This window comes from Azospirillum sp. TSH100, from assembly GCF_004923295.1.
In the GTDB taxonomy this organism is placed as follows: Bacteria; Pseudomonadota; Alphaproteobacteria; order Azospirillales; family Azospirillaceae; genus Azospirillum.
This window is the reverse complement of sequence record NZ_CP039639.1, coordinates 455,357-482,288: the sequence shown is the minus strand read 5'-3', so window position 1 is coordinate 482,288 and position 26,932 is coordinate 455,357. Positions and strand designations below refer to the sequence as shown.

Annotated in this window: 29 protein-coding genes; 13 read left to right on the top strand and 16 right to left on the bottom strand. The window is 68.4% G+C overall.

Going from position 1 to position 26,932, the window contains the following annotated elements:
* Positions 1-55 precede the first annotated feature (55 nt).
* From E6C72_RS30110 to E6C72_RS30095, 4 genes are all read right to left on the bottom strand, one after another.
* Positions 56-994 carry an electron transfer flavoprotein subunit alpha/FixB family protein gene (locus tag E6C72_RS30110; protein WP_109444118.1) on the bottom strand — a complete coding sequence of 313 codons (939 nt, stop codon included), beginning with the start codon at positions 992-994 and terminating at the stop codon, positions 56-58.
* A 16-nt stretch (positions 995-1,010) separates the two neighbouring features.
* Positions 1,011-1,760 (bottom strand): electron transfer flavoprotein subunit beta/FixA family protein, encoded by a 750-nt coding sequence (locus E6C72_RS30105; RefSeq protein WP_136700874.1) that lies wholly within the window; start codon positions 1,758-1,760, stop codon positions 1,011-1,013.
* A 166-nt stretch (positions 1,761-1,926) separates the two neighbouring features.
* The gene (locus tag E6C72_RS30100; RefSeq protein WP_109865440.1) at positions 1,927-2,496 is read right to left on the bottom strand and encodes a cob(I)yrinic acid a,c-diamide adenosyltransferase; all 570 of its coding nucleotides are present in this window, start codon (positions 2,494-2,496) and stop codon (positions 1,927-1,929) included.
* Positions 2,497-2,507: 11 nt separating this feature from the next.
* A complete protein-coding gene (locus E6C72_RS30095) occupies positions 2,508-2,702 on the bottom strand; it encodes a twin transmembrane helix small protein (protein WP_098735145.1) in 195 nt (64 codons plus the stop codon).
* Positions 2,703-2,855: 153 nt separating this feature from the next.
* On the opposite strand from E6C72_RS30095, the gene E6C72_RS30090 reads away from it, so the two are divergent.
* Positions 2,856-4,325: a GH1 family beta-glucosidase gene (locus E6C72_RS30090; protein ID WP_109865441.1), complete on the top strand. Its 1,470-nt coding sequence runs from the start codon at positions 2,856-2,858 to the stop codon at positions 4,323-4,325.
* Between the two features lie 22 nt (positions 4,326-4,347).
* Positions 4,348-4,785, top strand: coding sequence for a hypothetical protein (locus tag E6C72_RS30085; RefSeq protein ID WP_109865439.1), 438 nt, complete (start codon positions 4,348-4,350; stop codon positions 4,783-4,785).
* 84 nt (positions 4,786-4,869) lie between these two features.
* Here the strand turns inward: E6C72_RS30085 and E6C72_RS30080 are convergent, their stop codons facing one another.
* Positions 4,870-5,172: a hypothetical protein gene (locus E6C72_RS30080; RefSeq protein WP_109865116.1), complete on the bottom strand. Its 303-nt coding sequence runs from the start codon at positions 5,170-5,172 to the stop codon at positions 4,870-4,872.
* 272 nt (positions 5,173-5,444) lie between these two features.
* Here E6C72_RS30080 and E6C72_RS30075 point away from each other — a divergent pair, with 272 nt between their 5' ends.
* A complete protein-coding gene (locus tag E6C72_RS30075) occupies positions 5,445-6,413 on the top strand; it encodes a peptidoglycan-binding domain-containing protein (protein WP_109865096.1) in 969 nt (322 codons plus the stop codon).
* A gap of 12 nt (positions 6,414-6,425) precedes the next feature.
* Here E6C72_RS30075 and E6C72_RS30070 read toward each other — a convergent pair whose 3' ends face one another.
* From E6C72_RS30070 to E6C72_RS30055, 4 genes are all read right to left on the bottom strand, one after another.
* Positions 6,426-6,668 carry a DUF1178 family protein gene (locus tag E6C72_RS30070; RefSeq protein WP_109865097.1) on the bottom strand — a complete coding sequence of 81 codons (243 nt, stop codon included), beginning with the start codon at positions 6,666-6,668 and terminating at the stop codon, positions 6,426-6,428.
* An 85-nt stretch (positions 6,669-6,753) separates the two neighbouring features.
* Positions 6,754-7,434 carry an endonuclease III gene (gene nth, locus E6C72_RS30065; protein ID WP_247876124.1) on the bottom strand — a complete coding sequence of 227 codons (681 nt, stop codon included), beginning with the start codon at positions 7,432-7,434 and terminating at the stop codon, positions 6,754-6,756.
* Between the two features lie 75 nt (positions 7,435-7,509).
* Entirely contained in the window at positions 7,510-8,283 is a 774-nt protein-coding gene (locus tag E6C72_RS30060; RefSeq protein ID WP_109865098.1) for an ABC transporter ATP-binding protein, read from the bottom strand.
* A gap of 10 nt (positions 8,284-8,293) precedes the next feature.
* On the bottom strand, positions 8,294-9,070 hold the full coding sequence (locus E6C72_RS30055) for an ABC transporter permease (RefSeq protein ID WP_109865099.1): 777 nt from the start codon (positions 9,068-9,070) through the stop codon (positions 8,294-8,296).
* 201 nt (positions 9,071-9,271) lie between these two features.
* On the opposite strand from E6C72_RS30055, the gene E6C72_RS30050 reads away from it, so the two are divergent.
* Entirely contained in the window at positions 9,272-9,805 is a 534-nt protein-coding gene (locus E6C72_RS30050) for a hypothetical protein (protein WP_109865100.1), read from the top strand.
* 2 nt (positions 9,806-9,807) lie between these two features.
* Positions 9,808-10,017, top strand: a complete 210-nt coding sequence (locus E6C72_RS30045) for a hypothetical protein (RefSeq protein WP_109865101.1) — start codon at positions 9,808-9,810, stop codon at positions 10,015-10,017.
* A 152-nt stretch (positions 10,018-10,169) separates the two neighbouring features.
* Here E6C72_RS30045 and alr read toward each other — a convergent pair whose 3' ends face one another.
* The 3 genes from alr to E6C72_RS30030 all read right to left on the bottom strand — a co-directional run bounded on the left by alr (position 10,170) and on the right by E6C72_RS30030 (position 13,523).
* On the bottom strand, positions 10,170-11,294 hold the full coding sequence (alr, locus tag E6C72_RS30040) for an alanine racemase (RefSeq protein WP_109865102.1): 1,125 nt from the start codon (positions 11,292-11,294) through the stop codon (positions 10,170-10,172).
* A 5-nt stretch (positions 11,295-11,299) separates the two neighbouring features.
* The gene (locus E6C72_RS30035) at positions 11,300-12,805 is read right to left on the bottom strand and encodes a replicative DNA helicase (protein ID WP_063635916.1); all 1,506 of its coding nucleotides are present in this window, start codon (positions 12,803-12,805) and stop codon (positions 11,300-11,302) included.
* A 133-nt stretch (positions 12,806-12,938) separates the two neighbouring features.
* Positions 12,939-13,523, bottom strand: coding sequence for a TIGR00730 family Rossman fold protein (locus E6C72_RS30030; RefSeq protein ID WP_109865103.1), 585 nt, complete (start codon positions 13,521-13,523; stop codon positions 12,939-12,941).
* A 146-nt stretch (positions 13,524-13,669) separates the two neighbouring features.
* Here E6C72_RS30030 and E6C72_RS30025 point away from each other — a divergent pair, with 146 nt between their 5' ends.
* From E6C72_RS30025 to E6C72_RS30015, 3 genes are all read left to right on the top strand, one after another.
* Positions 13,670-14,155: a cytochrome c gene (locus E6C72_RS30025; protein WP_109865104.1), complete on the top strand. Its 486-nt coding sequence runs from the start codon at positions 13,670-13,672 to the stop codon at positions 14,153-14,155.
* A gap of 3 nt (positions 14,156-14,158) precedes the next feature.
* Entirely contained in the window at positions 14,159-15,055 is an 897-nt protein-coding gene (locus E6C72_RS30020) for a cytochrome c (RefSeq protein ID WP_109865105.1), read from the top strand.
* Between the two features lie 293 nt (positions 15,056-15,348).
* Entirely contained in the window at positions 15,349-16,536 is a 1,188-nt protein-coding gene (locus E6C72_RS30015) for a LysM peptidoglycan-binding domain-containing protein (protein ID WP_247876125.1), read from the top strand.
* A 27-nt stretch (positions 16,537-16,563) separates the two neighbouring features.
* Here E6C72_RS30015 and E6C72_RS30010 read toward each other — a convergent pair whose 3' ends face one another.
* On the bottom strand, positions 16,564-16,971 hold the full coding sequence (locus tag E6C72_RS30010; protein ID WP_109865118.1) for a hypothetical protein: 408 nt from the start codon (positions 16,969-16,971) through the stop codon (positions 16,564-16,566).
* Between the two features lie 58 nt (positions 16,972-17,029).
* Entirely contained in the window at positions 17,030-18,055 is a 1,026-nt protein-coding gene (gene corA / locus E6C72_RS30005) for a magnesium/cobalt transporter CorA (protein ID WP_109865107.1), read from the bottom strand.
* A 153-nt stretch (positions 18,056-18,208) separates the two neighbouring features.
* On the opposite strand from corA, the gene E6C72_RS30000 reads away from it, so the two are divergent.
* The 5 genes from E6C72_RS30000 to E6C72_RS29980 all read left to right on the top strand — a co-directional run bounded on the left by E6C72_RS30000 (position 18,209) and on the right by E6C72_RS29980 (position 25,249).
* Positions 18,209-18,718 (top strand): hypothetical protein, encoded by a 510-nt coding sequence (locus E6C72_RS30000; RefSeq protein WP_109865108.1) that lies wholly within the window; start codon positions 18,209-18,211, stop codon positions 18,716-18,718.
* Between the two features lie 102 nt (positions 18,719-18,820).
* Positions 18,821-19,732 (top strand): ribose-phosphate diphosphokinase, encoded by a 912-nt coding sequence (prs, locus tag E6C72_RS29995; RefSeq protein ID WP_109865109.1) that lies wholly within the window; start codon positions 18,821-18,823, stop codon positions 19,730-19,732.
* Between the two features lie 226 nt (positions 19,733-19,958).
* Positions 19,959-21,683: a methyl-accepting chemotaxis protein gene (locus E6C72_RS29990; RefSeq protein WP_247876126.1), complete on the top strand. Its 1,725-nt coding sequence runs from the start codon at positions 19,959-19,961 to the stop codon at positions 21,681-21,683.
* 171 nt (positions 21,684-21,854) lie between these two features.
* Positions 21,855-22,361: a hypothetical protein gene (locus E6C72_RS29985; RefSeq protein WP_109865110.1), complete on the top strand. Its 507-nt coding sequence runs from the start codon at positions 21,855-21,857 to the stop codon at positions 22,359-22,361.
* Between the two features lie 95 nt (positions 22,362-22,456).
* Entirely contained in the window at positions 22,457-25,249 is a 2,793-nt protein-coding gene (locus E6C72_RS29980; RefSeq protein ID WP_247876127.1) for an EAL domain-containing protein, read from the top strand.
* A 22-nt stretch (positions 25,250-25,271) separates the two neighbouring features.
* On the opposite strand, the gene E6C72_RS29975 is transcribed toward E6C72_RS29980, so the two are convergent.
* Both E6C72_RS29975 and E6C72_RS29970 read right to left on the bottom strand, forming a co-directional pair.
* A complete protein-coding gene (locus tag E6C72_RS29975; RefSeq protein WP_109865112.1) occupies positions 25,272-26,084 on the bottom strand; it encodes an SRPBCC domain-containing protein in 813 nt (270 codons plus the stop codon).
* 421 nt (positions 26,085-26,505) lie between these two features.
* The gene (locus E6C72_RS29970; RefSeq protein ID WP_109865113.1) at positions 26,506-26,841 is read right to left on the bottom strand and encodes an XRE family transcriptional regulator; all 336 of its coding nucleotides are present in this window, start codon (positions 26,839-26,841) and stop codon (positions 26,506-26,508) included.
* Between the last annotated feature and the right edge of the window lie 91 nt (positions 26,842-26,932).

Sequence of the window (26,932 nt, the reverse complement as noted above, 5' to 3'; positions counted from 1 at the left end):
ACGACGGTCACCGGTTCCATCCGGCGACCGCCGTGGCGGTCCGGATCAGCGCGCCTTATCCAAGCTTTTCCGTCAGCTCCGGCACGGCCTTGAACAGGTCCGCGACGAGGCCGTAATCGGCGACCTGGAAGATGGGCGCTTCCTCATCCTTGTTGATCGCGACGATGACCTTGCTGTCCTTCATGCCGGCCAGATGCTGGATCGCACCCGAGATGCCGACGGCGATGTACAGCTCCGGCGCCACGATCTTGCCGGTTTGCCCGACCTGATAGTCGTTCGGCACGAAACCCGCGTCCACGGCGGCGCGCGACGCACCCACCGCGGCGCCCAGCTTGTCGGCCAGCGCCTCCAGCAGCGGGAAATTCTCGCCCGACTGCATGCCGCGCCCGCCCGACACCACCACGCGGGCGGCGGTCAGCTCCGGACGCTCCGACTTGGTCAGCTCGGCCGAGACGAAGCTCGACAGGCCGGCGGCACCGGTACCCGATACCGCCTCGACGGCGGCCGAACCGCCTTCGGCGGCTGCGGTCTCGAAGGCGGTGGTGCGGACGGTGACGACCTTCACCGGGTCGGCCGATTGCACGGTGGCGATGGCGTTGCCGGCATAGATCGGCCGCTCGAACGTGTCGGCGGAGACCACGGCGGTGATGTCGGAGATGGCGGCGACGTCCAGCAGGGCGGCGACGCGCGGCAGGAGGTTCTTGCCGACCGAGGTGGCGCCGGCCAGGACATGGCCGTAGCCGCCTTTTGCAATCGACACCACCAGCGGGGCGACGTCTTCCGGCAGCTGGTGCTCGTAGGCGGCATCGTCGGCCAGTAGCACCTTGGCGACACCGGCCACCTTGGCGGCGGCATCGGCGGCAGCCTGCGCGCCCTTGCCGGCGACCAGGACATGGATGTCGCCGCCAATCTTGGAGGCGGCGGTGACGGCGTTCAGCGTGGCGGGCTTCAGCGAGGCGCCGTCGTGTTCCGCGATGACGAGAATGTTGGCCATGGTCAGTTCATCCCCCTCAGATCACGCGCGCTTCGGTCTTCAGCTTGTCGACCAGGGTGGCGACGTCCGGCACCTTGATGCCGGCCTGGCGCTTCGGCGGCTCGGCCACCTTCAGCGTCTTCAGGCGCGGGGCGACGTCGACGCCGAGGCTGTCGGGGGCCACCGTCTCCAGCGGCTTCTTCTTCGCCTTCATGATGTTCGGCAGCGAGGCATAGCGCGGCTCGTTCAGGCGCAGGTCGGCGGTGACCACCGCCGGCAGCTTCAGCTCAACGGTCTCCAGGCCGCCGTCGATCTCGCGGGTGACGGCGACCGTGCCGTCGCCGGCGGCGATCTTCGAGGCGAAGGTGCCCTGGCCCCAGCCCAGCAGCGCGGCGAGCATCTGGCCGGTCTGGTTGCAGTCGTCGTCGATCGCCTGCTTGCCGAGGATGACGAGGCCGGGGGCCTCCTTCTCGACCAGGGCCTTCAGCACCTTGGCGACGGCCAGCGGCTCGGTCTGCACGTCGGTCTGCACCAGGATGGCGCGGTCGGCACCCATGGCGAGAGCGGTGCGTAGGGTCTCCTGGGCCTGGGTCGGCCCGACGGACACGACCACGATCTCGGTCGCCTTGCCGGCTTCCTTCAGGCGCACCGCCTCTTCGACGGCGATCTCGTCGAAGGGGTTCATGCTCATCTTCACGTTGGCGGTCTCGACGCCGCTGCCATCCGCCTTGACGCGGATCTTCACGTTGTAGTCGACCACTCGCTTAACGGGGACGAGGACTTTCATAACTCACCCTGGCTGCTGAGCGCGCGCCTGTTACGGCGAACACCGCGAAAATTGCTGTGGTTGCGAACGGACCATAGGATCTGGCATTACCACTGTCAATGACGCGCCCAATGCGCGCATGCACGCGCACCGGCTTCGTCCGGCGGCCTGCCATAGGGGCCAGGGCTCAACGGTTTGCGCCGGGCACCCACAGCACGTCGTCCGCCCCGTTGCGGTTGACCACCCGGCTCAGCACGAACAGATGGTCCGACAGCCGGTTGACGTATTTCAGCGCCGCAGGGGTGACCGGCTCGTGCCGCGCCAGATCGGTCATCAGCCGCTCCGCCCGGCGCACCACGGTGCGGGCCAGATGCAGATGCGCGGCGGCCGGGGAGCCGCCGGGCAGGATGAAGGAGGTCAGCGGCGCCAGATCGGCGTTCATCGCGTCGATCTCCGTCTCCAGCCGGTCGACCTGGGCCTGCACGATGCGCAGCGGCGGGTATTTCGGGTTCTCCTCCTCCGGCGTGCAGAGGTCGGCGCCCAGATCGAACAGGTCGTTCTGGATGCGGCCGAGCATGGCGTCGGCCTCGGTCAGGCCGGCCAGATGGAGGCGTGCCATGCCGATGACGGCGTTCGCCTCGTCCACCGTGCCGTAGGCGGCGACGCGGCGGTCATGCTTGGGCACCCGGCTGCCGTCGCCGAGCGAGGTTTCGCCGGCGTCGCCGCCGCGCGTGTAGATCTTGGTCAGCTTTACCATGGGGGGAACCGTCAGCCTTGGGTCAGGATGGCGAGGACGAACAGCAGCAGCGCCGCACCCTGCAGCATGACGCGCAGCCGCATCGCCTTGTTGGAACGGCGCGGGTCGCCCCGCCCGCCACGGGCCATGAAGAAGAGGCCGACGAACAGCGAGCCGACCACCGCCAGCATCGCCATGACCATCAGGATGGGGAAGAGAGTCTGCATGGCCTTACTATATCCCAGCATCCGGCCCGCGCCTATGGCGACGGAATCGGGAGTCGGGGTAATCACCCGGTTGCCAACGCCGTTGGACCGCATAGAGTGCGCGGCGGGACCGGCGGAAACCGGCGGGACCGGTGACATTTGGAGAAGCAGGCGATGCAGCGGCGGACTTTCCTGACGACGGCCCTGAAGGCGACCGCGGTGACCGCGGCCGGCACCGGAGCCCTGGCGGCGCTCGGCCGTCATGCCGTTCAGGCCGCTCCCGGCGCCACCAGCGGAGCGGGGGTGCCGTCGGTGTCGTTCCCCGCCGACTTCCTGTGGGGCGTGTCCACCTCCAGCTACCAGATCGAGGGCGCCGTCGCCGAGGATGGGCGCGGCCCCAGCGTCTGGGACACCTACAGCCACTCCTTCGGGCGCATCGCCAACGGCGACACCGGCGACGTCGCCTGCGACCATTACCACCGCTATGCCGAGGATGTGGATCTGATGGCGAAGGCCGGGATGAAGGCCTACCGCTTCTCCATCGCCTGGCCGCGGGTGATGCCGCAGGGCACCGGGGCGGTGAACGTCAAGGGGCTGGACTTCTATGACCGGCTGACCGACACGCTGCTGGCGAAGGGCATCCAGCCCTGGCCCTGCCTGTTCCATTGGGACCTGCCGCAGGCGTTGCAGGACCGCGGCGGCTGGACCAACCGCGACATCGCCGGCTGGTTCACCGATTATGCGCTGGCGGTGACCGCCCGGCTCGGCGACCGCGCCCGCAACTGGGTGATGCTGAACGAGCCGTCGGTGGTCGCCATCTTCGGCCACGGCACCGGCGGCCATGCGCCGGGTCTGGTCGGCCGCCAGAACTGCCTGAAGGCCATTCACCATCAGAACCTCGCCCAGGGCACGGCGATGGCGGCGCTGCGCAATGTCGGCGGCAAGAACTGGCGGCTCGGCACCGTGCTGTCGCTTCAGCCCTCCTGGCCGGTCGGCGGGCTCGACTCGAACTATCCCGCCTCGCTGATGTGGGACGCGCTGTGGAACCGCTCCTGCCTGGATCCGCTGTTCAAGGGCCGCTTCCCGGACCTGTTGGAGGCGGAGTTCACCCGCATCGCCAAGCCCGACGATCTGGCCCGCATCAGGCAGCCGGTCGATTTCCTCGGCGTGAACTATTACAGCCGCATGCATCAGCAGCCGGATGCCCAGGGGCTGTTCGGCACCGGCTACGGCTCCGCACCCGAGGGCACGCGCAAGACCGGCATGGAATGGCCGGTGGAGCCCGACGGCCTCAGCGAGATCCTGGCCGAATTGCAGGAGAAATACGGCAATCCGCCGGTCTATGTGACGGAGAACGGCGCCGATTATCCCGACAGCGTCGGCCCCAGCGGCCGGGTCGAGGACCGTGACCGCATCGCCTATCTGCGCGACCATCTGCTGGCCGCCGCCAAGTCGATCGACGAGGGCTGCAACCTCAAGGGCTACATGGCCTGGACGCTGCTGGACAATTTCGAATGGTCGGAAGGCTACCGCCGCCATTTCGGCCTCGTCCAGGTCGACCGCAAGACGATGGCCCGCAAGCCGAAGGCCAGCTACGACTGGTATGCCTCGGTCATCCGCAACAACGCCGTTCCGCTGGCCTGAGCGAAGGCGACGGACCCAGGCCATGCCCACCCCCCGCCCGCCGCAGCCGACCCGGTTCGCCATCCAGAAGGCGCGTGGCACGGGCTGGAAGACGTTGGAGGTTGGGGAGGAGCTGTCCCATGCCAAGGCGCGGTTCGACCAGATGGTCGGCATCAACCCGCGGGCCTATTTCCGGCTGATCCAGCTCGATTACAACGCCGACTCCGGTTATGAGGGCATGGAGTTCAACTGGACGCTGATCGAGCTTTACGACCCGACCAAAGGGCTTTCCAAAGGACCGGCCAGGGACGGACGTGCCCGTCCGGCGCCGAAGCCGGCCGCGGCGGCTCGGCGCAAGACCGATGTCAAGCGCAAGGCGGACGAAGCCGTCGCCCTGCCGCTGCGCGTCTATCTGGCGGTGATCCTGATCGGCACGCTTGCGGGGGCGCTGGCCTACCTGCACTTCGTCGGTGGGCGGTGAGGGGCGGGCGGTGAGGGGCGGGCGGTGAGGGGCGGGCGGTGAGGGGCGGGCGGTGAGGGGACGGACGGCGACGGAGCCGGAGCGTCACTCCGTCGTATAGCCCTTGCGGCGCATGCACTGCGCGAAGATTTCCTTGCGATAGCCGAACTGCGGCGTTTCCGGCAGCGGGCGTAGGGGATAGCCGCGCAGGCGCATGGTGTTGTCCACCTGCTCGGTGCATTCGTCATAGGCGACGGTCGGCACGTCCGGGCTGGCGGTCCACTCGCGGTAGGCGGGCGGGCTGCCGCATCCGGACAGCAGGGCCATGGCGGACAGGGCCGCGAACAGGCCGGCCAGCCCCGGCAAGGCGGGCAGGAGTCGCGGGCTTGCGGTGTCGGTCCCGGTCATGGCTGTCTTCATGCTCCTTTTTCGCCTCCGATTTGACGCTACCACGACCGGCCCTTTCCGTTCCATTTTCGCGCACCATTTCCGGTAACGCGCCTTTTCGGCAACGCTGCGTCGCTGACAAGGCAGACGCCCAAAAATCGCCGCCGGAAATGCGACGCAATCTGGTAACACGATCCTGGTTTCCCGCGAGTCGCGGGGGACCCTGGTCCCCGATTCGGGGGAGTGTCGTGGCTCTGAAGTCGGTCTGGCGTCACGGACGAAAGGGAGAGGCAATGTCTGGGTTTGCGCGGCGGGCGCATGATGGCGCCGCGAAGTCGGCCGGTGCGGCGGCTGTCGCGGTGGTGGTGGCGGCCCTGACGGTGGCGGCGCCCCGTCCGGCATGGGCGGAGGCATCGGTCGCCGACATCCAGTGGGCGCAGACCATCCTGAAGGACAAGGGCTACAACATCGGCGGCCGGGCCAAGGGCCAGATGACGCCGGAAACCCGGTCCGCCCTCAGCGCCTACCAGAAGTCGGTCGGTCTGCCCGCCACCGGCAACCTGGATCAGGCCACCATCAACAAGATGATGGGCGAGCGCGAGAGCAAGGCCGCACCGACCATGGGCAGCCTGTCCAAGAGCCAGATCGGCCAGACCCGCCATGAGAAGGAGGTGGCGCCGCGCGCCGCCCCGACCGGCCGGGTCGAATCCGGCAACGAGAGCGTCGGCGGCATGGCCCAGTTCGGCGGCGCCCCGGTGTCGTCCTCCTCGTCTTCCTCCTCCTCCTCAGCGTCCTCTTCGGCCAGCCACAGCGCGCCCGCCGCCGCCCCGGCTGCGGTGCCATCGGCCCGCCCATCGGCCCCGGCTGCCGCCCCAGCCACCGCGGCCCCGGGCGCGTCACGCTCGTCCACCAACACTTCCGAAGGGCCGGCGCCGCAGGCCGCACCGCGCGGCGCGGTGGCCGCGACGACGCCCGACGGCAAGCCGGCGCCGGTCGAGGAACCGGCGGCGATCGGCGCCGCTCCGTCGATCTGGCAGTCCAACGCGGCACGGGCCGGCGTTGCCGGGCTGATCGCCGCGACGCTGGGCGGCATCGGTTTCGCCTGGTGGCGCAGCGGCCGCGGCGTCGATCCGCTCAGCCGGCCGCCGGCCGGCGACGACCGTCCGCGTGAAAATCGTGTCGAGCCGAGCTTCGGTTCTCCCCGCCGCCGGGAGGAACTGACCACCGGCCCGCGTCTTACGGCGGAGGCGCGGCGGCGCTGAGCGCCGCCTTCCTCACATCATCATCGGACAGCCGCCGCCGCCACAGCCCATGGGCGCGCAGGCGGGGGCACAGGCCGGCGCGGGTGCCGGTTGGGACTTTGCCACGCGCGGCGCCATGATGGCCTTGGCGACCTCGGTGCCGCCGCAGGACGGGCAGGGGATGCCGGCGGCCTTCTTGGCGTCATAGTCTGCCATGTTGTCGAACCACTGGTCGAAATCATGGCCGCAGGCGCAGTGCAGGGCGTAGACGATCATCGCAGGAGCCTCGAAAAGCGGAATTCCGGCCGCTCTTCTAGCCAGGCGTCCGATGACCCGCCAGGATCTGCATCAATCGCACCCGTCAGCGCGACGTGGTGACCCCAACCCGCGCGCACATCGGCAGCAGCGGGCAGCTGGAGCAGCGCGGCCGTTCGCCGGTGCAGATCCATTTGCCGAAGGGCACCAGCCGCTCGTTGATCTCCACCCAATAGCGTTTGGGCAGCACCGCCAGCAGCGCCGCCATCGTCTTTTCCGGGGTGCGCGCCCGCACATAGCCCCAGCGGTTGGTGATGCGGTGGACATGGATGTCGACCGCCAGCGCCGGGATGCCGAAGCCGACCGCCAGCGTCAGCGCCGCGATCTTCGGCCCCACCCCGTGGAAGCGCATCAGACCGTCCGGCGTGTCGGGCACCTCGCCCTCCTGCTCCTCGACGATGCGGCGGGAGAGGTCGCGGATGTCGCGCGCCTTCGGCTCCGGGAAGGTGGCGCCGTGCAGCAGCTCGACCAGCCGTTCCTCCGGCAGCGCGGCCATCGCGGCGGGGGTGGGGGCGACGGCGAACAGCCGTTCGGCAACCATCAGGCTCGTCTCGTCCCGCGTGCGGGCGGAAATCAGGCTGGCGACCAGCTGCTGGAACGGGGTGGCATAGCCGCGGTCGCGCAGCTCGAACATCGCCGCTTTCGGGTAGGGGGCGACCGCAACCCGCAGGCGGCGGAAGACCTCGTCGATGTCGAAATCCTGGGACGTCGCGGGTTGTACACTCACGAGCGATCGACCTCCGGCGAACGGGCTGCTGATGAGCCCGGTTCGGAAACCGGCCAGTCCCCGCGATTGTTCCGTCTACAGCGCCTTGATCTGCATCTTGATCGGCCCGTCCGCCCGGCCATGGACGAACTGGTCGACATAGGCGTTGCCCGAATTGTCGATGTCGCGGGCGTGGCCGGTCCAGATGATCCGGCCCTGGTAGATCATGGCGATGCGGTCGGCGATCTTGCGGGCCGAGGCCATGTCGTGGGTGATGGTGACCGCGGTGGCGCCGAGATCCTTCACGCACTGCACGATCAGCTCGTTGATCACGTCGGCCATGATCGGGTCGAGGCCGGTCGTCGGCTCGTCGAAGAAGATGATCTCCGGTTCGTCGGCGATGGCGCGGGCAAGGCCGACGCGCTTCTGCATGCCGCCCGACAGCTCCGCCGGCGACAGTTCCGCCACGTCGGGGGTGAGGCCGACGGCGCCCAGCTTGGCGATGGCGATCTCCTTGGCCTGGGCACGCGGCATATGCTCGCCCTGGATCAGGCCGAAGGCGACATTCTCCCAGACCGTCAGGCTGTCGAACAGGGCAGCACCCTGGAACAGCATGCCGAACTTGTGCAGCATCTTCTCGCGCTCGCGCGAGCGCAGCCGGGTGGTCTCGACGCCGTCGACCTGGATCGAGCCGGAATCCGGGGTCAGCAGGCCGAGGATGCTCTTCAGCATCACCGACTTGCCGGTGCCCGACCCGCCGATGACGACCAGCGACTCGCCCTTCGCCACCTCAAGATCGATGCCGTTCAGCACCTTCTTCGGGCCGAAATGCTTGTAGACGTTCTTGAGCGCGATCTTGGGAACGGTCATTTGATGGCGCTCACTTGGTCGAGAAGAAGAGGCCGGTGATGAGGTAGTTCCACACCAGGATCATGATGGAGGCCGACACCACCGCGTTGGTGGTCGCAGCACCCACGCCCTGGGCGCCGCCCTTGGAGTGGTAGCCGTGGTAGCAGCCCATCAGCGCGATCAGGAACCCGAAGATCGCCGCCTTCACCAGACCGGAAATCACGTCGACCGGCTGGAGGAATTCCCAGGTGCGGTTGATGTAGCTGGCGGCGTTGAAGTCCAGCCGGTAGACGCCGACCAGGAAGCCGCCGAACACGCCGATGATGTCGGCCACCACCACCAGCAGCGGCACCATGGTCAGACCGGCGATCAGCCGCGGCGCCACCAGATACTTGTGCGGGTTGGTCGACAGGGTGGACAGCGCGTCGATCTGCTCGGTCACCCGCATGGTGCCGATCTCCGCCGCCATGGCGGCGCCGATGCGGCCGGCGACCATCAGGCCGGCCAGCACCGGACCCAGCTCGCGGGTGATCGACAGCACGACGACGGTGGCGATGGCGCCCTCGGCCTGGAAGCGGGAGAAGCCGCTGTAGCTCTGCAACGCCAGCACCATGCCGGTGAACAGCGCGGTCAGCCCGACCACCGGCAGCGAGTAATAGCCGATGTCGATCATCTGCCGCAGGATCTGGCGCGGATAGAGCGGCGGCCGCACGCAGTGCGACAGGGCGGACCCGGTGAACAGGGCAAGGCGTCCGGTCGCTTCCAGGAAGATCAGGAAGGCCCGGCCGGTGGCGGCGAGGAAACCCATCAGTCGGCCCGCATCCTTGGTTTGAGACTCATTTGGGCGCTGCGGTCATAGCACCGATGAGCGCCGCGGTCATCCTTGGACTTTGCAATGGAGGAGCGAGTTGGGTGTCGCGTTCCGGCGGAGTCCCATTCGCGGTTTCGGGAGCGGCGTGCAGGGCGCGGAGGCATTCGCGAATTTGTTGCATTTCTTCGGAGAATTCATATGTTTTTCGGCCTCATGAGCCTTAAACACACACCTGTCGCACCGATTGACCCAGGCCCTCTTCCTTCGCTGGCGGCGACGGCGAATGGCGTGCGCGCCGTATGGGGTACATCCTTTCCGATCGGAAAGCTTATTTACACCATGAGGGTCGAGGCGGTCGAACTGGAGGAGTACGGGCTGGAGTACTTCTATGATGAGTTGGGGCTGCCTCGGCCCAGCGATGGCGCTGGTCTGTTATTCAAGTTCGACAACTCGGAGAACGAGCTTGAGGAGGGCGCCGCCTACCGGCGGCTGTCTCGCGATAAGAGGCTGTCCATGAAGGAATTCCTTGAACTGGAACGTTTCCTGGTGGGTGGTGTTTTGCGCTACATGGAGGATAACGGTCCTCCGATGATCGTTGGCGTTCCTAATGACTCAAAGCTGGAACGCTGGTACAGTCACCTTGCAACGCGTGTCAACCAACCTGATTTTTGTGTTGAGATGCGTCGGACTGGTTTTCACCCTCGCAGGGTGGCTCTTGTTCGTAGGAGATAGAAATGGGCATCAACATACGCTTTAGCGACGCCAAGAGTGATCTGATGGAGCATATCACCATCAGCCGCGAAGAACATGAGCGGAGCCTGCGCGATCAAATCCGTGCTGGCAAGATGTCCATGCTTGACTATCTTACGCAGTACAAGGGATTTCGCAAGGAACACGCTGAGAAACTGCTCCCGAGCTTCGAGAAGATCATTTTTGGAGTCTAGAGACTCGTGGCGGTATTCCTTCCGCTTTTCGACATATAAAGCGCCCCTTTTGACATGCTCAAGGGGCGCTTTTGTTTTTGCTTCCGCCGACGATGCGCGTCAGCATATGGAGTCAGCCGCTCACGGCGCCGTGATGGCTAGTCTCCCTGCCTCTACTCCTCTCCGCCCACATAATCCCGGTGATAGCGCCGGCCGAGCGAGGTCAGCACTTCGTAGCCGATGGTCCCGGCCTCATCCGCCACCGTGTCGACCGGGCGGTTGGGGCCGATCAGCTCGACCATGCGGCCGGCATGCGCCACCGACTCCGGCAGGCCGGTGATGTCGATGGTGATGAGGTCCATGGAGATCCGCCCGACGATCGGCGCGGCGACGCCATCCACGAAGACATGCCCCTTGCCGCTCAGCGAACGCAGATAGCCGTCGGCATAGCCGACGCCGATGGTGGCGATCCGCGCCGGTCCCGTCACCTTGTGGGCGGCGCCATAGCCGACGGTCATCGGCGCCGCGCAGTTGCGCACCTGAAGCAGCCGCGCGTCCAGCCGCACCGTGCCCTGCATCGGGTTGGGCAGATGCGGCGTCGGGTTGACGCCATAGAGCGCGCAGCCCGGCCGGGCGAGGTCGAAATGATGGTCCTTGCCGTGGAAGATGCCGGACGAGTTGGTGAAGCTCGCCTTCGCCTTCGGCAGCCGGGCAAGTGCCGCGCGGAAGCGCTCCCGCTGCTCCCCGGTCATCGGGTTGTCGAACTCGTCGGCGCAGGCGAGGTGCGTCATCCAATAGCGGACGTCGATCCCCTCCAGCCACTCCGGATGGCCGGCCAGCTCGTCCAGCTCGTCGGGGCCGAGGCCCAGCCGGTTCATGCCGGTGTCGATGTGGATCACCGCCGGCAGCACCTCGCCGCGCGCCGCCGCGAAGGCCCGCCACGCCGCGATCTCGCCCAGATGGTTCAGCACCGGCAGGATGCGCTCGGCGATGAACTCCCCCTCATACCCGGGCGGCAGGCCGCCCAGCGAGAACACCTGCGCCTCGGGCGCCACCGGCTCCAGCGCGCGGCGGACGGCGAGAGCCTCCTCCAACTGGGCGACGACGAAGGTCCGGCAGCCGGCGGCGGCCAGGGCCGGCACCACCCGCGCCACCCCCAGCCCATAGGCGTCGGCCTTGACCACGGCGGAACAGTCCGCCGGAGCCACGCGGTCGCGCAGCTGAGTCCAATTGGCGACGACGGCGCCGAGATCCACGGTAAGGATGGCGCCGGCGCGCGGGGTCTGGTCGCTCGTCACTCTGGTCACTCGTCGGTCTGGTGGTGCTGGTCGAGATCGCCGAACTTGGTGAACTGGCCGTCGAAGTAGAGACGGACGGTGCCGATCGGACCGTGACGCTGCTTGGCGATGATCACCTCGGCGGTGTTGTGCACCTCGCCCAGGCGCTGCTGCCAGCGCTGATAGCGGTCGTTGAACTTGTCGTCGCTCTCGTCGGGCCGGCGCGAGGGCTCGGCGCGCTCAAGATAATACTGTTCACGGAAAACGAACATCACGACGTCGGCGTCCTGCTCGATCGAGCCCGATTCGCGAAGATCGGCCAGCTGCGGACGCTTGTCCTCGCGCAGTTCCACGGCGCGGCTCAGCTGCGACAGCGCCACCACCGGCACGTCCAGCTCCTTGGCGATGGCCTTCAGGCCGCGGGTGATCTCCGAGATTTCCTGCACCCGGTTCTCCGACCCGCGCGAGGACGAACCGCGCAGCAGCTGGAGATAGTCGACCACCACCATGCTGAGTCCCGAGGTCCGCTTCAGCCGGCGGCAGCGGGTGCGCACGGCGGCGACCGACAGGGCCGGCGTGTCGTCGACATAGAAGGGGCAGCGCGCCAGATCCTGGCTGGCCTGGACGAATTTGGGGAAGTCGGTGTCGCGGATCTCGCCGCGGCGGATCTTGTCGCCGGGCACCTGCACCTCGTCGGCGAGGATACGGGTTGCCAGCTGTTCCGCCGACATTTCCAGCGAGAAGAAACCGACCACGCCGCCTTCCTGCCCGCTGGAGCGCATGTGCGCCTTGGCGGCGTTGAAGGCGATGTTGGTGGCCAGCGCCGTCTTGCCCATCGAGGGGCGGCCGGCGAGGATGATGAGGTCCGACGGGTGCAGGCCGCCCAGCTTGCGGTCGATGTCGATCAGGCCGGTGGTGACGCCGGTGACGTGGCTGGAGCGGCGGAAGGCCACCTCCGCCGTGGCGATGGCGTGCTTGACCGACTCGCCGAAGGCCACGAAGCCGCCCTGCACGTCGCCGGTGGAGGCGAGGTCGAACAGCTGCTTCTCCGCCTCGCCGATCTGGTCCAGCGCGGTGATGTCGAGGTCGTGGCGGTACGCCTCGTTCACCATGTCGGTGCCGACCTCGATCAGCTGCCGGCGGATGAACAGGTCGTGGATGGTCTTGCCGTAATCGCCGGCATTGACCACCGTCACCACGTTGGCCGCCAGTTCGGCCAGATAGGCGCTGCCGCCCTCCACCGCCAGTTCGGGATCGTTGTCGAACAGCGACTTCAGGGTGACCGGATTCGCGATCTGGCCGCGGTCGATCATCTTGGTGATGGCGGCGAAGATGCGCTGGTGGGCCGGGTCGTAGAAATGCTCCGGCCGCAGGAACTCGCCGACCTTCTCATAGGCCTTGTTGTTGACCAGGATCGCGCCCAGCAGCGCCTGCTCCGCCTCCTCGTTGTTGGGGGGCGTGCGGTACTCGGCCGTCGGCTTGACCGCGGCGGAGGGGCGGGGATCGAACAGCGATGAGGTCTGGTTGCTCATGACGGACACAGTATCAGAAACAGAACGCGAACGCTTGGTGAAGGGCGGAAGGCTCTCCACAAAAGCTGTGCACAGAAGTTATCCACAAGCTGGGAAGTCTGGGGATAACCGTGGGAAGGGCTTTGAAGATGCCTCAGAGCTTGCGGGGCTGGACCGGCTGGGCGGCGTCCGGCAACGCCTCCAGCGCCTGGAACACGCCGTCGATGTGGTCGGCGACGCGGTAGAGGGCGGAGCGGTCGATGCGGGCGAAGCCCTGGGCCACCATGTGGTCGATCAGCCCGAGCAGCGGGCGCCAGTAGCCGTCGACGTCGGCGATGACGATCGGCTTGTCGTGCAGTTGCAGCTGCTTCCAGGTCAGGATCTCGAAGGCCTCGTCCAGCGTGCCCAGCCCGCCCGGCAGGATGACGAAGGCGTCCGACCGCTCCACCATCATGCGCTTGCGGGTGTGCATGCTGTCGACGACATGCAGCTCGGTCAGGCCGGTGTGCTCGACCTCGGCCGACTGGATGTGTTCCGGGATGATGCCGACCACCTCGCCGCCGGCGGCGATGGCGGCGTCGGCGGCGATCCCCATCAGCCCGACCCGGCCGCCGCCATAGACCATGCGGATGCCGCGCCGCGCCAGCCCGTCGCCCAGCGCGTGGGCGGCGTCCTTGTGGACATCGGCGACACGGGCGGAGGCGCCGCAATAGACGCAGACGGACGACAGGCTCTTCATCGCGGGTCACCCCTTTCTCACCACCGCCATCCAAGGGAGGCGGGGCCTTGTAAAAATCTGGCGAATGCCATGGAATATCGGGTGGGGCCGGCGCGTCAACAGCGGCACAAGCACCGTTAAGCCACGGCATCATCGGGAGGGACCACATGAGCAACCGGGTCGTCAATGTTCTTGCGGCGGCATCCGTCGCCGGTCTGATGTTCACGCTGTTCGGCATGTCGGCGGGCGCCGCCGGCGCCGCCGATCCGGCCGAGCAGGTCAAGGAGCGGCAACAGACCATGAAGAAGCTGGGCGGCGGCATGGGCGCCGTCGCCAAGTTCGTGAAGAACGAGGGCGGCACCGCCGAGGACGCGGCCAAGGGCGCGGAAGCCGTGCTGGCGGTGTCCAAGATGGACCCGAAGAAGGTCTTCCCCGAGGGCACCGCCGTCGGCGTGGGCGACAGCGCCGCCAAGCCGGAGCTGTGGAAGAACTGGGCCGAGACGCAGAAATACTGGAGCGCCGTCCAGCCGGCGGCCGAGAAGCTCGACGCCGCCATCAAGACCGGCGACCGCGCGCAGATCGCCCAGGCGCTCGGCGCCACCTCCAAGACCTGCGGGAGCTGCCACGAGGACTTCCGCGTCAAGAAGAACTGACCGGTGCGGCGCGTCCTGACCGCCGCCGCCCTGCTGCTGCCGCTCGCCTTCGCGGGCGGCAGCGCGCGTGCCGCCGGCGAGGCTCCTCCGAACGGCGCGGCGAACGATGCGGTCGGCCGGGGCGCCTACATCTTCAACGCCGCCGGCTGCCTCGGCTGCCACACCGACGAGAAGGGCGGCGGCAAGCCGCTGGCCGGCGGCCGGGCGCTGGTGACTCCCTTCGGCACCTTCTACACCCCCAACATCACCGCGGATCCGGTGAACGGCATCGGCCGCTGGAGCGATGCCGACTTCATCCGCGCCGTCCGCGAGGGCGTGCGGCCGGACGGTGCCGCGCTGTTCCCGGCCTTTCCCTATGCCAGCTACACGCGGATGACCGACCGCGACCTGCTGGATCTGAAGGCATATCTGCTCAGCCTGCCGGCGGCTCCGACCGCCAACAGGCCGCACGACCTGTCGCCGCCCTTCTCCTGGCGCTTCATGGTGCCGGTCTGGCAGTGGATGTACCTGACCCCCGGTCCGGTGCCCGATGACCCCGCCAAACCGCCAGCCTGGAACCGCGGGCGTTATCTGGTCGATGCGCTGGGCCATTGCGCCGAATGCCACAGCCCGCGCACCCAGCTCGGCGGGCTCGATTCCGATCGCTATCTCGCCGGCAATCCGCAGGGCCCCGACAACGACAAGGTGCCGGGCATCACCGGCTCCAAGACCAAGGGCAAGGGGATCGGCGGCTGGTCGGACGGCGATCTTGCGCTGTTCCTGGAGGCCGGCCTGACCCCGGACGGCGATGTCGCCGGCGGAGCCATGGGCGAGGTGGTGCGCAACACCACGTCGAAGCTGACCGCCGACGACCGCGCCGCCATCATCGCCTATCTGAGGACGGTTCCGGCCAAGGAGTGATACCGGGTCCGGAAAGTCCTGACTTTCCGGACCCGGTATCGGCCGCGACCGCGGGCGCGCGCCGATGGGTGCGAAGCCTGCGTGGCGTATGAACGCAGCGGTCAGAATTTTTCTGACCGCGTATGAGGTCTGCCGGCAACAGGCGCCGATTTGGTGCGGAATTCTGATCCGTTGGGGCAATCGAGCCCGTTTGGCGGATGGTTTCGCGCCAACGGCGCCATTCTTTTGCGACCTGTCCTTCTGCTATAGTCAGTCATCCCGCCAGTGTGGCGGGCCGCCGGATGGGTGCTCAGGTGAAACGAAACGCGTTGTTCGCAGCTTTGGGCGTGGCTCTGATGGGCGGAGCGGCGGCGATCGCCCTGTGGCCTGCCGGCAAACCGGCCGATAAGCCGGCGAGTGGGCCGGTGACCCTGGCCTCCGCTCCTGCTGCTGTTCCGGCCGCGGCCCCGATTGCGCCCCAGTCTGCCGCTTCCCAATCTGCGGCTTCCCAGTCTGCGGCTTCCCAGTCTGCCGCCGCACCGGCGCAGCCCGCCGCCAAGCCGGAACCGGCGAAGGAACCGGCCAAGCCGGCCGCTCCCAGCTTCGACGTGGTGCGGGTGGCGCCGGACGGGGCGACGGTGATGGCCGGCCGCGCCGCGCCGGGGGCCGAGGTGACGGTCACCGACGGCGGCAGCACGGTCGCCTCGGCCAAGGCCGACCAGCGCGGCGAATGGGTGATGCTGCCCGACAGGCCGCTGGCGCCCGGCACCCGCGAACTGAACCTGACCGAAACCCGCCCCGGTGCCGATGCGCCGCTGCCCGCCGACAAGGTGGTCGTGGTGATGGTGCCCGAACCGGCGGTGAAGCCCGCACCCGAGTCGCCCGCCGTACCCGCTTCGGCGCCGCCCGTTTCGGCACCGGCTGCGCCGGCATTGACCGCTCCGGTCGCCGTGGCGGTGCCGCGCGACGGGCTGGCCGGCGCGGCGCCGGCCATGGGCGGCAGTTCGATTCTCCAGGCGCCGCCGGTGCCCGACAACGGGGCGCCCGCGCCGCCGGGGGGCGTGTCGGTGGAGACGATGGACTATGATCCCGCCGGCCGGGTGGCGCTCGGCGGACGGGCGGCGCCCAACAGCGCGGTGCAGCTCTATCTCGACAACATCCTCGTCGGCAGCGCCCACAGCGACCCCAAGGGCAACTGGCGCCTGACCCCGGAAAAGCTGATCGACCCCGGCCTCTACACCCTGCGCGCCGATCAGGTCACGCTGTCGGGCAAGGTGACGGCGCGGGCCGAACTGCCGGTCCAGGTCTCCGCCATGCCGGCATCCGCCACCGACGGGCGCAACGTCGTCGTCCAGCCCGGCAACAGCCTGTGGCGGCTGGCCCGCCGCACCTATGGCGACGGCATGCTCTACACCACCATCTACACCGCCAACCGCGAGCAGATCCGCGACCCGGACATGATCTATCCCGGCCAGATCTTCACCCTGCCGCAGGTGAATTGAGGGGGCGCGTCCCCCCGCCGGGTACGATCAGTCCGCGGGCATCCGGCCGATGGCGGCCCAGCCGAGCGGGGTGAGGCGCAGCACCTCCGGCCCCTCGCCGGCCGGGTTCGGATCCAGCGTCACCAGTTCGCGGTTCTCGAACCAGGCCCAGCGCGCCACGTCGGCGGTGGTGCCGGGCCAGCCGTCGGCCAGCCGCTTCAGAACGTCGAGGTCGGCCGACGCGATGGGGAAGCGCGGCTTCGCCACCACCGGTTTCGCCGCGGGCGTCGCGGCGGCGGCGGCCGGCAACGGCGGGGCGTCGGTCCCGGCGCGGGCGCGGATCCAGTCGGTCTGATAGCTGCGCAGCCCCTGCTCCAGCTCCGTGCGCGCCGTCTCCACCGGGCAGCGCAGATAGGCGTCCAGCAACGCGTGCAGCGTCTTCGTCGCGTCGGTCATGTCGGTCACCAAACTCCAGCCATAAACGTCAAGGCCCCGGCGTCCGGCCGCTGCGCCATCACAGCCATCCCATCCGCCGGAAGCGGACATACAGCGCGGCGCAGACCACGGCGATCAGCGTCAGCACCGCCGGGTAGCCGTATCGCCAATGAAGCTCCGGCATATGCTCGAAGTTCATGCCGTACAGGCCGGCGACGGCCGTCGGCACGGCGAGGATGGCGGCCCAGGCGGCCAGCTTGCGCGTCACGTCGTTCTGCCGCGCGGAGGCCAGGATCATACTGGTTTCAAAGGCGAAGGACAGCACCTCGCGCAGCGAGCCGATCTGTTCGTTGACGCGGATCACATGGTCCTGCACGTCGCGGTAATAAGGGCGGATCGCCGGGTCGATCATCGGCAGGTCGAAACGCTCCAGCCGCGAGCAGACCTCCAGCAGGGGCGAGGCGTTGCGGCGCAGCCGCTCCAGATCGCGGCGAAGCTGGTGGATGCGTTCGATCTCCGCCGTGCTGGGTGGGCGGGCGATCAGCAGGGCGTCCAGCTCGTCCACCGTGGCGGCCATCTGGTCGAGCACCGGGAAGTAGCAGTCCACCACATAGTCCATGATGGTGTAGACGATGAAGTCCTCGCCATGCTTCAGCAGATGCGGCGCGCTTTCCGCCCGTGCCCGCACCGGCGAATAGCTGGTGGATGCGCCGTGCCGCACGGTGACGACATAGCCGCGCCCGGCGAAGACATGGGTCTCGCCCAACACCAGCTCGCCGTTTTCCAGCCGGGCGGTGCGCAGCACCATGAACAGGCTGTCGCCGTAGACGTCGAGCTTCGGCCGCTGGTGGGCGTGCAGGGCGTCCTCCACCGCCAGCTCATGCAGGCCGAACTGGCGCTTGACCTCCATCAGCAGCGCCTCGTCCGGCTCCCACAGGCCGATCCAGACGAAATGCCCGGCCTTGGCGGCCCAGGCGCCGGCCTCGGCGATCGGCAGGTCGGCGACGCGGCGGCCGTCGCAATAGGCGGCGCTCGCCACCACGGCGGCATGGGCGTTATCGGGGGCGGAGCTGGAGGCGGGGACGGGTTCGGGCGGCAGCGTCATGGAAGGGAGAACCGGGCAGGGGGCGGCAGGTCGGCGCCACTCTAAAGAGGTTCCCCGGCAGCGTCGACCGATCCGCCGCGACCGCTCGGGCGGACTGGCGGTCTGGCGCGTTGTCACCGTCAAGGATCAGCTTGCGATGCGGAGGGAAAGGCGATGTTCGAAGCGGCGACGCGCGGGATGTATCTTCTGGCGGCGGTGACGCTCAGCCTGTTCGCCCTGCTGTTCATCGGCCTGTCCGCCCTGACGGTGGTGGAAGGGGTGGTGGCGCTGGACAGCGCCGTCCTGACCTCCACCATGCTGGACGGGGTGGGGATGATCGTGCTGGCCATCGCCGTGTTCGAGATCGCCAAATACCTCTACGAGGAGGAGATCGTCCGCGAACGCGAGCTGCGCCGCGCCGACGAGGCCCGCCGCACCCTGACCAAGTTCCTGACCACCATCATCATCGCCGCCAGCCTGGAGGGGCTGGTCCTGGTGTTCGAGGCGCGCACCAGCGAGATCTCCGCCATCATCTATCCGGTGATGCTGCTGGGCGTGGTCACGCTGCTGGTGGTCGGGCTGGGCGCCTTCCAATGGCTGGCCCGCCGGGCCGAAAGCATTCCTGTCGACCCCCGGGTTTCGGAAGCGGACGAGGGGGAGGAGGACAAGCGGCCGGAGCTTTAACCGCGGTCTGCCTTTTGCCATGCCGCCCTTTGCCATGATTGACCCGGCCGTGCCGCCTGCGCCAAGCTTGCCGCTGTTCAAGGTGGTAGAGGGAGATGGGGCATGGCCCGCAATACGGGCAACTACACGGCCGTCTACGGCTTTCCCGAATCGGCGGACGCCGCGCGCCGTCTGGCCCAGGTGCTGGACATTCCCTGCCACATCGCCGAGCTGCACCGCTTCCCCGACGGCGAAAGCCTGGTCCGCCTGCCGGAGCCGGTGGAGCGCGCCATCGTCTACCGCTCGCTCGACCGGCCGAACGACAAGCTGGTCGAACTGACGCTCGCCGCCTCGGTCCTGCGGCGCCAGGGGGCGACCGACCTCTGCCTCGTCGCGCCCTACATGGCCTACATGCGCCAGGACGCCATCTTCAGGCCGGGCGAGCCGGTCAGCCAGACGGTGGTCGGCGACTGGCTCGGCCGCTGCTTCGATTCCTTCGTCTGTGTCGAGCCGCATCTGCACCGCACCCACACGCTGGACGAGGTGTTCGTCGGCCGACCCTCCATCGCGCTGAGCGGGGCGGCGCCGATCGCCGACCATCTGCGGGCGAACGGCGTGGCGTCCGGCACCGTCATCGTCGGTCCGGACGAGGAATCCGCCCCGCTGGTCGAGGCGGTGGCCGGTCCGCTCGGCCTGACCGGCATCGTCGGCCGCAAGGAGCGGCGCGGCGACCGCGACGTGACGGTGGCGCTGCCGCCCGATGCGCCGATCCACGGCCGGCCGGTGGTGATCGTCGACGACGTCATCAGCTCCGGCGAGACGATCTTCTCCTGCGCCCGCGCGGCGCGGACGCTGGGGGCCAGCCGGGTGCAGGTCTACGGCGTCCATGCCCTGTTCAGCGACATCGTCGCCGAACGTTTCCTGGCGGAAGGGTTGGGCGCGCCGCTGTCCTGCGACGGCGTGCCGCATCCGTCCAATGCCCTGTCCTTGGGCGACCTTCTGGCCGACGCGATCAGGGCACTTTGTGCGCCCTGATCGGCTCAAGGGAAGCATTGGCATAGGGAGAAGGCCCTCCGGCGCAGCAAACAGAAAGTATCCGCGACAGAGTATTGGTTGTGTGTGGATTGTTCCAAATCCCGCATTTATTTTGTCAGTATCGGCCCCAGGTTGTCAGAGGCGGCAATTTGCCGTACAGTTCTTTCAATCTTGACGGGTGGTGCGGGAATGATCTTGCGCCACGAATGGCATGATGGATGAAAGAATGATTGGTGGCGCTGGCCGGCGGATGGATGCGGATGCTTTCGGACTGGGGCGGGAAGAGCTGGGATTGCTGGCCGGCGTCGGCCGGTTTGCGGAAGACCGCCTGCCTGCGCTGGCCGGCCGTTTTCTCGCCCATGCGGCCCTGGACGTCGAGCCGCAGCCCGACCTCGCCCGCCTGCAACGGGATCTGCAACGGGATCTGGCCGACCACTGGCGCCGGATGTTCCAGGATGCCGGAGGTCCGCAGCATGCCGAACGCTGCCGCGCCCTGGGCGATGGCTTCGGCCGCAGCGGTCTGACGCCGGCCGGCTGCACCGCCGCCTACGGCCTCATGCTCGGCGATCTGCTGGCCTTGGTTCATGACGCCCTGTTCTGGCGTCGGGCGACGGCGCGCCGTTCCGCCGCCGCCGTGGCGCATGCGGTGGCCTGCGACCTCGGCCGCACGCTTGCCGGTTTCGGCCCGCCGGCCGGCGCCGCGTTCCAGGGCGCGGAGTTCGGGCAGCTCGCCGGACAGCTGATGGACCGGACCGTCGATGCCGCCATCGCCATCAACGATTCCGCGGTCGCGACCGCCCAGATGGTCGGTCAGCTGCGGGCGGTGGACCAGGAGGCCCAGGGCATCGCCGCGGCGACCGAGGAGACGGTCACCGGCATCCAGGAGATCGGCCAGCGCACCCGCGGCATCGCCGATCAGGCCGCCGACGTCCAGGCGGTGACGGCGGAGGGCGGCCGCACCGTCGACGATGCGGTCAGGCGCATGCAGGAGATCGCCGGGGCGGTGGATGGAGCCGCCAGACGCGTCGGCGAGCTGGCCACCGCCTCCGAACGCATCGCGGAGATCGTCTCCACCATCGAAGCCATCGCCAAGCAGACCAATCTGCTGGCGCTGAACGCCACCATCGAGGCGGCACGGGCGGGCGAGGCCGGCAAGGGCTTCGCGGTCGTGGCCAGCGAGGTCAAGAACCTCTCCAACCAGACCGCCCGCGCCACGGAGGACATCCGCCTGCGCATCGACGCGCTGAAGGCGGAGATGAGCGCCATCGTCACGTCGATGGAGGACGGGACGCGCGCCGTCGATGCCGGACAGCGCGCGATCCGCGCCGTCAGCGAAAGCATGGCCGACATCGGCGGCCAGATCGGCCTCAACCGGCAGCGCATGGCCGACATCGCCGGCATCCTGACCCAGCAGTCCGCCGCCGCCAACGAGGTCGCGTCCGGCACCGCGCGGATTGCCGAAAGCAGCGCCGCCAACAGTGCGGCGATCCTGCGCAGCGTCCAGGCGACGCGCAGTGTCGAAAGCATGCTGGGCAGCCAGCTGTCGCTGCTGATGGAGCAGGACGTGCCGGGCAAGATCATCAAGATCGCCAAGGTCGACCACGTCATCTGGAAGAAGCGGCTGGCCGACATGCTGGTCGGGCTGGAGACCCTGCGTCCGGACGAGTTGGCGAGCCACGAGGCCTGCCGGCTGGGCAAATGGTATTACGGACCGTCGTCGATGGCCTACCGCGCCCATTCGGCCTTCGTCCGGCTGGAGACGCCGCATCGCAGCGTCCACGATCACGGCAAGGCCGCCGCCCGCGCCTTCGCCGACGGTGACATGGGCCGTGCGCTCGCCGAGGTGGCGGAGGTCGAACGGTCTTCCCGGGAGGTCATCGCCCTGCTCGACGAACTCGACAAGGCCGGACTGTCGGGCGGTGCGACACCGGTCTCCGCCGTGGGGTTCTGATCCGGCATCCGGGCCGATCCGGAGGCCCGGACCCGCTGGTAACACTAACGATCGGGGCAGGATCTGGTGTAGGCTGGACCGAGGGCGCCGTTGTTGGCGTGCCGATCATCATGACGCGGCGGATGCCGTGTTCCTGGCGCGTGGGAGCGGTCCGTTGAGCGGAGGCGTGTGATGTCGAAGGTGACGGACGTCGTGCTTCGGATGGCCCGCAAGCTGACCGAGGACATCGCCGCTCTGGCCCGCCTGCGCGCCGCCGGCAAGCCGAAGACCTTTCCGCGATTCCGCGAGATCCGGGCGGCCTATCTCGACATCCAGGGCCTGATCTTCTCGATCCAGGAAAGGCTGGATGTCGCCGGCAAGGAGCTGCCGTCCAATTTTCCGCAATGGGTGCTCCGGCAGAAGCTGAGCGCCATCGCCATCTTCACCGACATCAGCCATTCCTTCGTCAGCGATCCGCCGCTGGCGCTGACCGCCTCGCTCGGGGCCTTCGACGTGCTGGTGGCCGAGCAGAAGGCCTTCAACGAGACGCTGCACACCTTCGACACAATGCTGATGGAAGCCGGCATCGACGACAGGATGGCCGACGAGCTGGATGCCACCCGCAGCAAGATCGAGCAGATCCTCGGCATGATCGAACAGCTGCTGCTGACCAGCCCGAAGATCCTAGAGGAGTTCTGATGCCGGAGCCGGCCGCCGATTCCAAAGCGGACAGACCGCCGGCCGCGGGCCCGGACTCAGCAATTCGCCGCCTCTTCCGCCTTCTCAATCCGCCGGTGTCCGTTCCCCTCCTGGCCCTGATCGTCGGTGCCGGCCTGTCAGCGCTGGCCATGCTCCAGTCGGAGCGCCTGCTGAATCGCGAGGAGGCGCACCGGTTTTCCACGCGGGTCGAGGAAATCCACGGCCAGCTGGCCGACCGCATCCGCGTGTACGAGCAGGTGGCGCGCAGCGCCGCCTCGCTGGTGATGACCTTTCCCGACCTGCACTGGACGGCGTGGAACCGCTTCGTCGAGGCGCTGGACATGCCGCAGCGCTATCCCGGCATCATCTCCATCGCCTATGCCCGCGCCGTCGCGGCCGACCGGGCCGGCGATCTGGTGTCGTCGATGCGGGCGGCCGGCCTGTCGACCTTTCGCATCTGGCCGGAGACGGCCGGGGCGGAGCGTGTGGTCAACATCTTCAACGCCCCGGTCAACGAGGCGAATGTGCGGGCCATCGGTTTCGACCTGATGTCGGAGGCGGCCCGGCGGTCGACCGTCGAGCGCGCGCGCGACAGCGGCGAGCCGGCCGCCACCCGCGCCATCACCCTGAAGATCGACGAGGCGGCGGGGGCCAGGCCCGCCTTCATCCTCTTTCAGGCGACCTACCGCGGCGATCCCCTGCCGCCGTCGCTGGAGGCGCGGCGGGCGTCCTTCACCGGCGTGGTGCTGACCCCGGTCAGGATCGGCCCGCTGGTGGACGGGCTGATCGACGGCCAGCGGGCCGCCACCCGGACCGCCACCCAAATCGACGCCCGCCCCGATGCCCGCCCCGATGCCCGGGCCGACATCGGCATCGAGCTCTACGATGTGCCGCCGGCGGAGGCCGGATTTCCGCTGTACCGCAGTCCCCGCCCGCTGGACGCCGCGCCCGCCCTCAGCCTGATCCGTGAACTGCCGGTCGGCGGGCGCATCTGGACCGTCCGCTACGACAGCCTGCCCGACGGGCTGGTCACCGCGCAGGACTGGGTGCCCGGCGCCCTGCTGGCCGGCGGCCTCGCGCTCAGCATCGCGCTGTCGCTGGTCCTGCGCATGGTGCTGGCGACCCATTCCCGCGCGGTGGAGCTGGCTGGCGAGATGACCGCCTCGCTCCGCCTGCAGGAGGCGGAACGGCGGCAGCTGTTCACCCAGGCGCCGCTGGGCATCGCGCTGGTCGGCACCGACGGGCTGGTGATGGACTGCAACCCGGCCTTCGCCGCCGCCGCCGGCCTGCCGCGGCAGGATCTGCTGGGCGCCGACCTGCGGCTGCGCTTCGGCGACCAGTCCTCCGTCTTCGCGCTGGAGGCGGCGCTGCATGGCGAGAGCGGCAAGCTCGAATCCGACCAGCCCCTGCTGCTGGGCGGCCGGCGCAGCCATTTCAGCCTGCATTTCCAGCCGGTCACCGCCGAGGGGGTGCTGAAGTTCATCCTGACCTTCGCCGAGGACATCGGCGAGAAGCGCCGGGCCGAGCAGCACATCCAGTATCTCGCCCATTTCGACGCGCTGACCGGCCTGCCCAACCGCGTCCTGCTGTACGACCGCATCGCCCAGGCGCTGCGCGAGGGGCGGCGCGACGGCACCAGGGTGGCGGTGCTGTTCATCGACCTCGACCGCTTCAAGGTCATCAACGACAGCCTGGGCCACAGCTTCGGCGACGAGGTGCTGCGGTCGGTGGCGCGCCGGCTCCAGGCGGGCCTGCGGGAATGCGACACGGTCGGCCGGCTGGGCGGCGACGAGTTCCTGATCGTCGTCCGCCGGGTGGCGGAGCCGCTCGACGCCGCCCGCGTGGCGGAAAAGGTGGTGGCGCATCTGGCCAGCCCCTTCGCCGTCGGCGGCCAGAATTTCGTGGTGACGCCCAGCATCGGCATCAGCCTGTACCCCGACGACGCGGAGGATCCCGAAGGGCTGATCCGCTGCGCCGACATCGCCATGTACCATGCCAAGGAGCAGGGGCGGAACGGCTTCCGCTTCGTCACCAAGGAGATGGGCGCCAAGTCGCGCGAGCGCATGGATCTGGAGGGCAGCCTGCGCCAGGCGATCCGCGAGGGCGAGCTGTTCCTGGTCTATCAGCCGCAGGTCGACACCCTGACCGGCCGCATCGTCGGGCTGGAGGCGCTGGTCCGCTGGCGCCATCCCGACGAGGGTCTCATCCTGCCCGGCCGTTTCCTGCCGGTGGCGGAGGAGACCGGGCTGGTGCTGGCGATGGGCGACTGGGTGCTGTTCGAGGCCTGCGCCCAGATCCGGCGCTGGCGCGCCCGTTTCGACCTGTCGATCCCGGTGGCGGTCAACGTCTCCGGCGCCCAGTTCCGCGACGGGCAGCTGCCGGCCAAGGTCGCCCGCGCACTCGACGCCAACGGCCTGAGCGGGCCGGAGCTGGAGATCGAGGTGACGGAAAGCACCCTGATCGACGATATCGAGTCCGCGGCGGCGACCCTGACGGCCCTGAAGGAGCGCGGCGTGCTGATCGCGCTGGACGATTTCGGCACCGGCTATTCCAGCCTCAGCTACCTGCATCGGCTGCCGATCGACAAGCTGAAGATCGACCGCTCCTTCATCCACGATCTGTCGACCGGCGCCAGCGACGCCTCCGTCCCGCGCGCCATCGTCGGGCTGGGCCGCAGCCTGGGCCTGTCGGTGATCGCCGAGGGGGTGGAGACGCAGGAGCAGTTGCAGCTGCTGCGCGATCTCTCCTGCGAAAGCTACCAGGGCTTCCTGTTCAGCCGCCCCATCCCCGCCGAGGAGGTCGAGCGGCTGCTGGAGAAGCTGACGGTTGTGCAGTTCCCCGTGCAGCCCCCTGTTCAGCCCCCTGTTCAGCCGGTGTCGGCGGAGTAGCGGTCCGCCTCAGCCCGCCCATTCAGCCGGCCGGGGCGTAGGCCGGTTCCATGGCGAACGGAATGCCGGTCTCCGCCAGCGTCTTCAGGCGCGACAGGGTTTCCGGCCAGCCGGAGACGACAGCCTTGGACGTGGCGGTTTCGCCGTCGAACCCGTCATGGACCAGGGTTAGCTTGCAGGCATCGGTGCCGACCGGGGTGATCTCCCAGGTGACGCGCGACGGCTGATCCGCCGCCACCTCGGGCGACCAGCGGGCGTGGAAGCTCATGGTCAGGCGCTGCGGCGGTTCCAGCGCCAGGATCTCCCCGGCGATCACCGCGCGGTCGCCCATCAGGAACTCGATGCTGCCGCCGACCCGCCAGTCGGTGCGGGAGGTCATGTTGAAATGCTGGTAGAGCGGCGTCTTGGCGTCGTCGGTGATGATGTCCCACACCGCCTGCGCTGTGGCGCGGATATACAGCTCATAGACATGGCGCGGGGCGGATGGGTGTGAGGCGGATGGCGTCATCGGCATGGTCCTTTCCTCAAGCTGCGTCTTCAGATCGCTCATCGCCCGGACGAACGGCGCGGCGTAGCGCGAAATCCAGCGGTCGGCCACCAGCTGGAGCGGGGCCGGATTCAGGTAATGGTGCTTCTCCCGCCCCACCTTGCGGGTGGTGACGAGATGGGCGTCCTCCAGCACGCGCAGATGCTTCATCACGCCGAAGCGCGTCATCCGCATGTCCTGCGGCAGCTGCCGCTCCAGGTCGCCCAGCGTCCGCCCGTCCCGCTCGAACAGCAGGTCGAGCAGCCGGCGGCGGGCCGGGTGGGCCAGCGCAGCGAAGATGTCGTCCATGGCGGTGATAATAGGTGACTGAATGGTCACCTGTCAAGGCGCAGGCTTGGCGGTCGCAGGGCAACGACGTCAGGTTAAGACAGGCGCTTATAAGCCCTCTCCCCCCTGGGGAGAGGGTTGGGTGAGGGGGCAGCGCGGGCAGAATGACCGCGCCAGGGGATTGCCAAGGGGCAGTATGCCCCTTGGCGGCGCGCAAAGCGCGCCGGCCCCCTCACCCTCTCTACGCCTCCGGCATGGGTCCCCTCCCTCTCCCCAAGGAAGAGAGGGCCTATCGCCGAGACCGTTAACCTGATTTCGTTGCCCCGGCTTACCGCTGAGGCTGTGCCGTTGGCCCGTCCCGGAATCGATATCGCTGCCGGAGAGGATGACGGCTCCGCAGCCGCAGCCGCTGTCGGTGGAGGGATGGGCGGAGCCATGGCCGTCATCGGGAACCGGAGGTCAGTTCCCCAACCCCCGTCAGCTTGAACGCTCCCTTCCCCGGAAGGGAGATCCGCAGTTCCAACTCCCCTCCCGCCGCCTCGACGAAGCGGCGCAGGGTGGACAGATACAGGTCGGTCCGCTTCTCGATCTGGTGGATGGTCGGCTGCTTCACATTCAGGGCTTCGGCCACCTGCCCCTGGGTCAGTTCCGCAAGCCGGCGCAACTCCGCAAGCCCGTCGATCTCGGCCAGCATCTCGGAAGCCCGCGCCTCCACTGCGGCGCGTTCGCTGTCGGTCATCCCGGAGAGGATTTGGTCGAACGGAATCGTCGCCGTCATGGTTCGGCTCCTTTCAGATCGGAGAGATGTAGGGGTAGGGAGCAACGGTGCAGAAAACTGACATAAGGGCCTTGGGCATTGGAAAACCTGT

Bases quoted from the DNA above. Each gene is read 5' to 3' on its own strand.
- E6C72_RS30095 (WP_098735145.1), bottom strand. From the start codon at position 2,702: ATGCAGACTCTCTTCCCCATCCTGATGGTCATGGCGATGCTGGCGGTG.
- E6C72_RS30060 (WP_109865098.1), bottom strand. From the start codon at position 8,283: ATGACCGTTCCCAAGATCGCGCTCAAGAACGTCTACAAGCATTTCGGC.
- E6C72_RS30025 (WP_109865104.1), top strand. From the start codon at position 13,670: ATGAGCAACCGGGTCGTCAATGTTCTTGCGGCGGCATCCGTCGCCGGT.
- E6C72_RS30070 (WP_109865097.1), bottom strand. From the start codon at position 6,668: ATGATCGTCTACGCCCTGCACTGCGCCTGCGGCCATGATTTCGACCAG.
- E6C72_RS29985 (WP_109865110.1), top strand. From the start codon at position 21,855: ATGTCGAAGGTGACGGACGTCGTGCTTCGGATGGCCCGCAAGCTGACC.
- E6C72_RS30110 (WP_109444118.1), bottom strand. From the start codon at position 994: ATGGCCAACATTCTCGTCATCGCGGAACACGACGGCGCCTCGCTGAAG.
- prs (WP_109865109.1), top strand. From the start codon at position 18,821: ATGGCCCGCAATACGGGCAACTACACGGCCGTCTACGGCTTTCCCGAA.
- E6C72_RS30085 (WP_109865439.1), top strand. From the start codon at position 4,348: ATGCCCACCCCCCGCCCGCCGCAGCCGACCCGGTTCGCCATCCAGAAG.
- E6C72_RS30105 (WP_136700874.1), bottom strand. From the start codon at position 1,760: ATGAAAGTCCTCGTCCCCGTTAAGCGAGTGGTCGACTACAACGTGAAG.
- E6C72_RS30035 (WP_063635916.1), bottom strand. From the start codon at position 12,805: ATGAGCAACCAGACCTCATCGCTGTTCGATCCCCGCCCCTCCGCCGCG.
- E6C72_RS30100 (WP_109865440.1), bottom strand. From the start codon at position 2,496: ATGGTAAAGCTGACCAAGATCTACACGCGCGGCGGCGACGCCGGCGAA.
- E6C72_RS29970 (WP_109865113.1), bottom strand. From the start codon at position 26,841: ATGACGGCGACGATTCCGTTCGACCAAATCCTCTCCGGGATGACCGAC.
- E6C72_RS30045 (WP_109865101.1), top strand. From the start codon at position 9,808: ATGGGCATCAACATACGCTTTAGCGACGCCAAGAGTGATCTGATGGAG.
- E6C72_RS30055 (WP_109865099.1), bottom strand. From the start codon at position 9,070: ATGGGTTTCCTCGCCGCCACCGGCCGGGCCTTCCTGATCTTCCTGGAA.
- E6C72_RS29990 (WP_247876126.1), top strand. From the start codon at position 19,959: ATGATTGGTGGCGCTGGCCGGCGGATGGATGCGGATGCTTTCGGACTG.
- E6C72_RS30090 (WP_109865441.1), top strand. From the start codon at position 2,856: ATGCAGCGGCGGACTTTCCTGACGACGGCCCTGAAGGCGACCGCGGTG.
- E6C72_RS29975 (WP_109865112.1), bottom strand. From the start codon at position 26,084: ATGGACGACATCTTCGCTGCGCTGGCCCACCCGGCCCGCCGCCGGCTG.
- E6C72_RS30050 (WP_109865100.1), top strand. From the start codon at position 9,272: ATGTTTTTCGGCCTCATGAGCCTTAAACACACACCTGTCGCACCGATT.
- corA (WP_109865107.1), bottom strand. From the start codon at position 18,055: ATGACGCTGCCGCCCGAACCCGTCCCCGCCTCCAGCTCCGCCCCCGAT.
- E6C72_RS30075 (WP_109865096.1), top strand. From the start codon at position 5,445: ATGTCTGGGTTTGCGCGGCGGGCGCATGATGGCGCCGCGAAGTCGGCC.
- E6C72_RS30010 (WP_109865118.1), bottom strand. From the start codon at position 16,971: ATGACCGACGCGACGAAGACGCTGCACGCGTTGCTGGACGCCTATCTG.
- E6C72_RS30000 (WP_109865108.1), top strand. From the start codon at position 18,209: ATGTTCGAAGCGGCGACGCGCGGGATGTATCTTCTGGCGGCGGTGACG.
- E6C72_RS30080 (WP_109865116.1), bottom strand. From the start codon at position 5,172: ATGACCGGGACCGACACCGCAAGCCCGCGACTCCTGCCCGCCTTGCCG.
- E6C72_RS30030 (WP_109865103.1), bottom strand. From the start codon at position 13,523: ATGAAGAGCCTGTCGTCCGTCTGCGTCTATTGCGGCGCCTCCGCCCGT.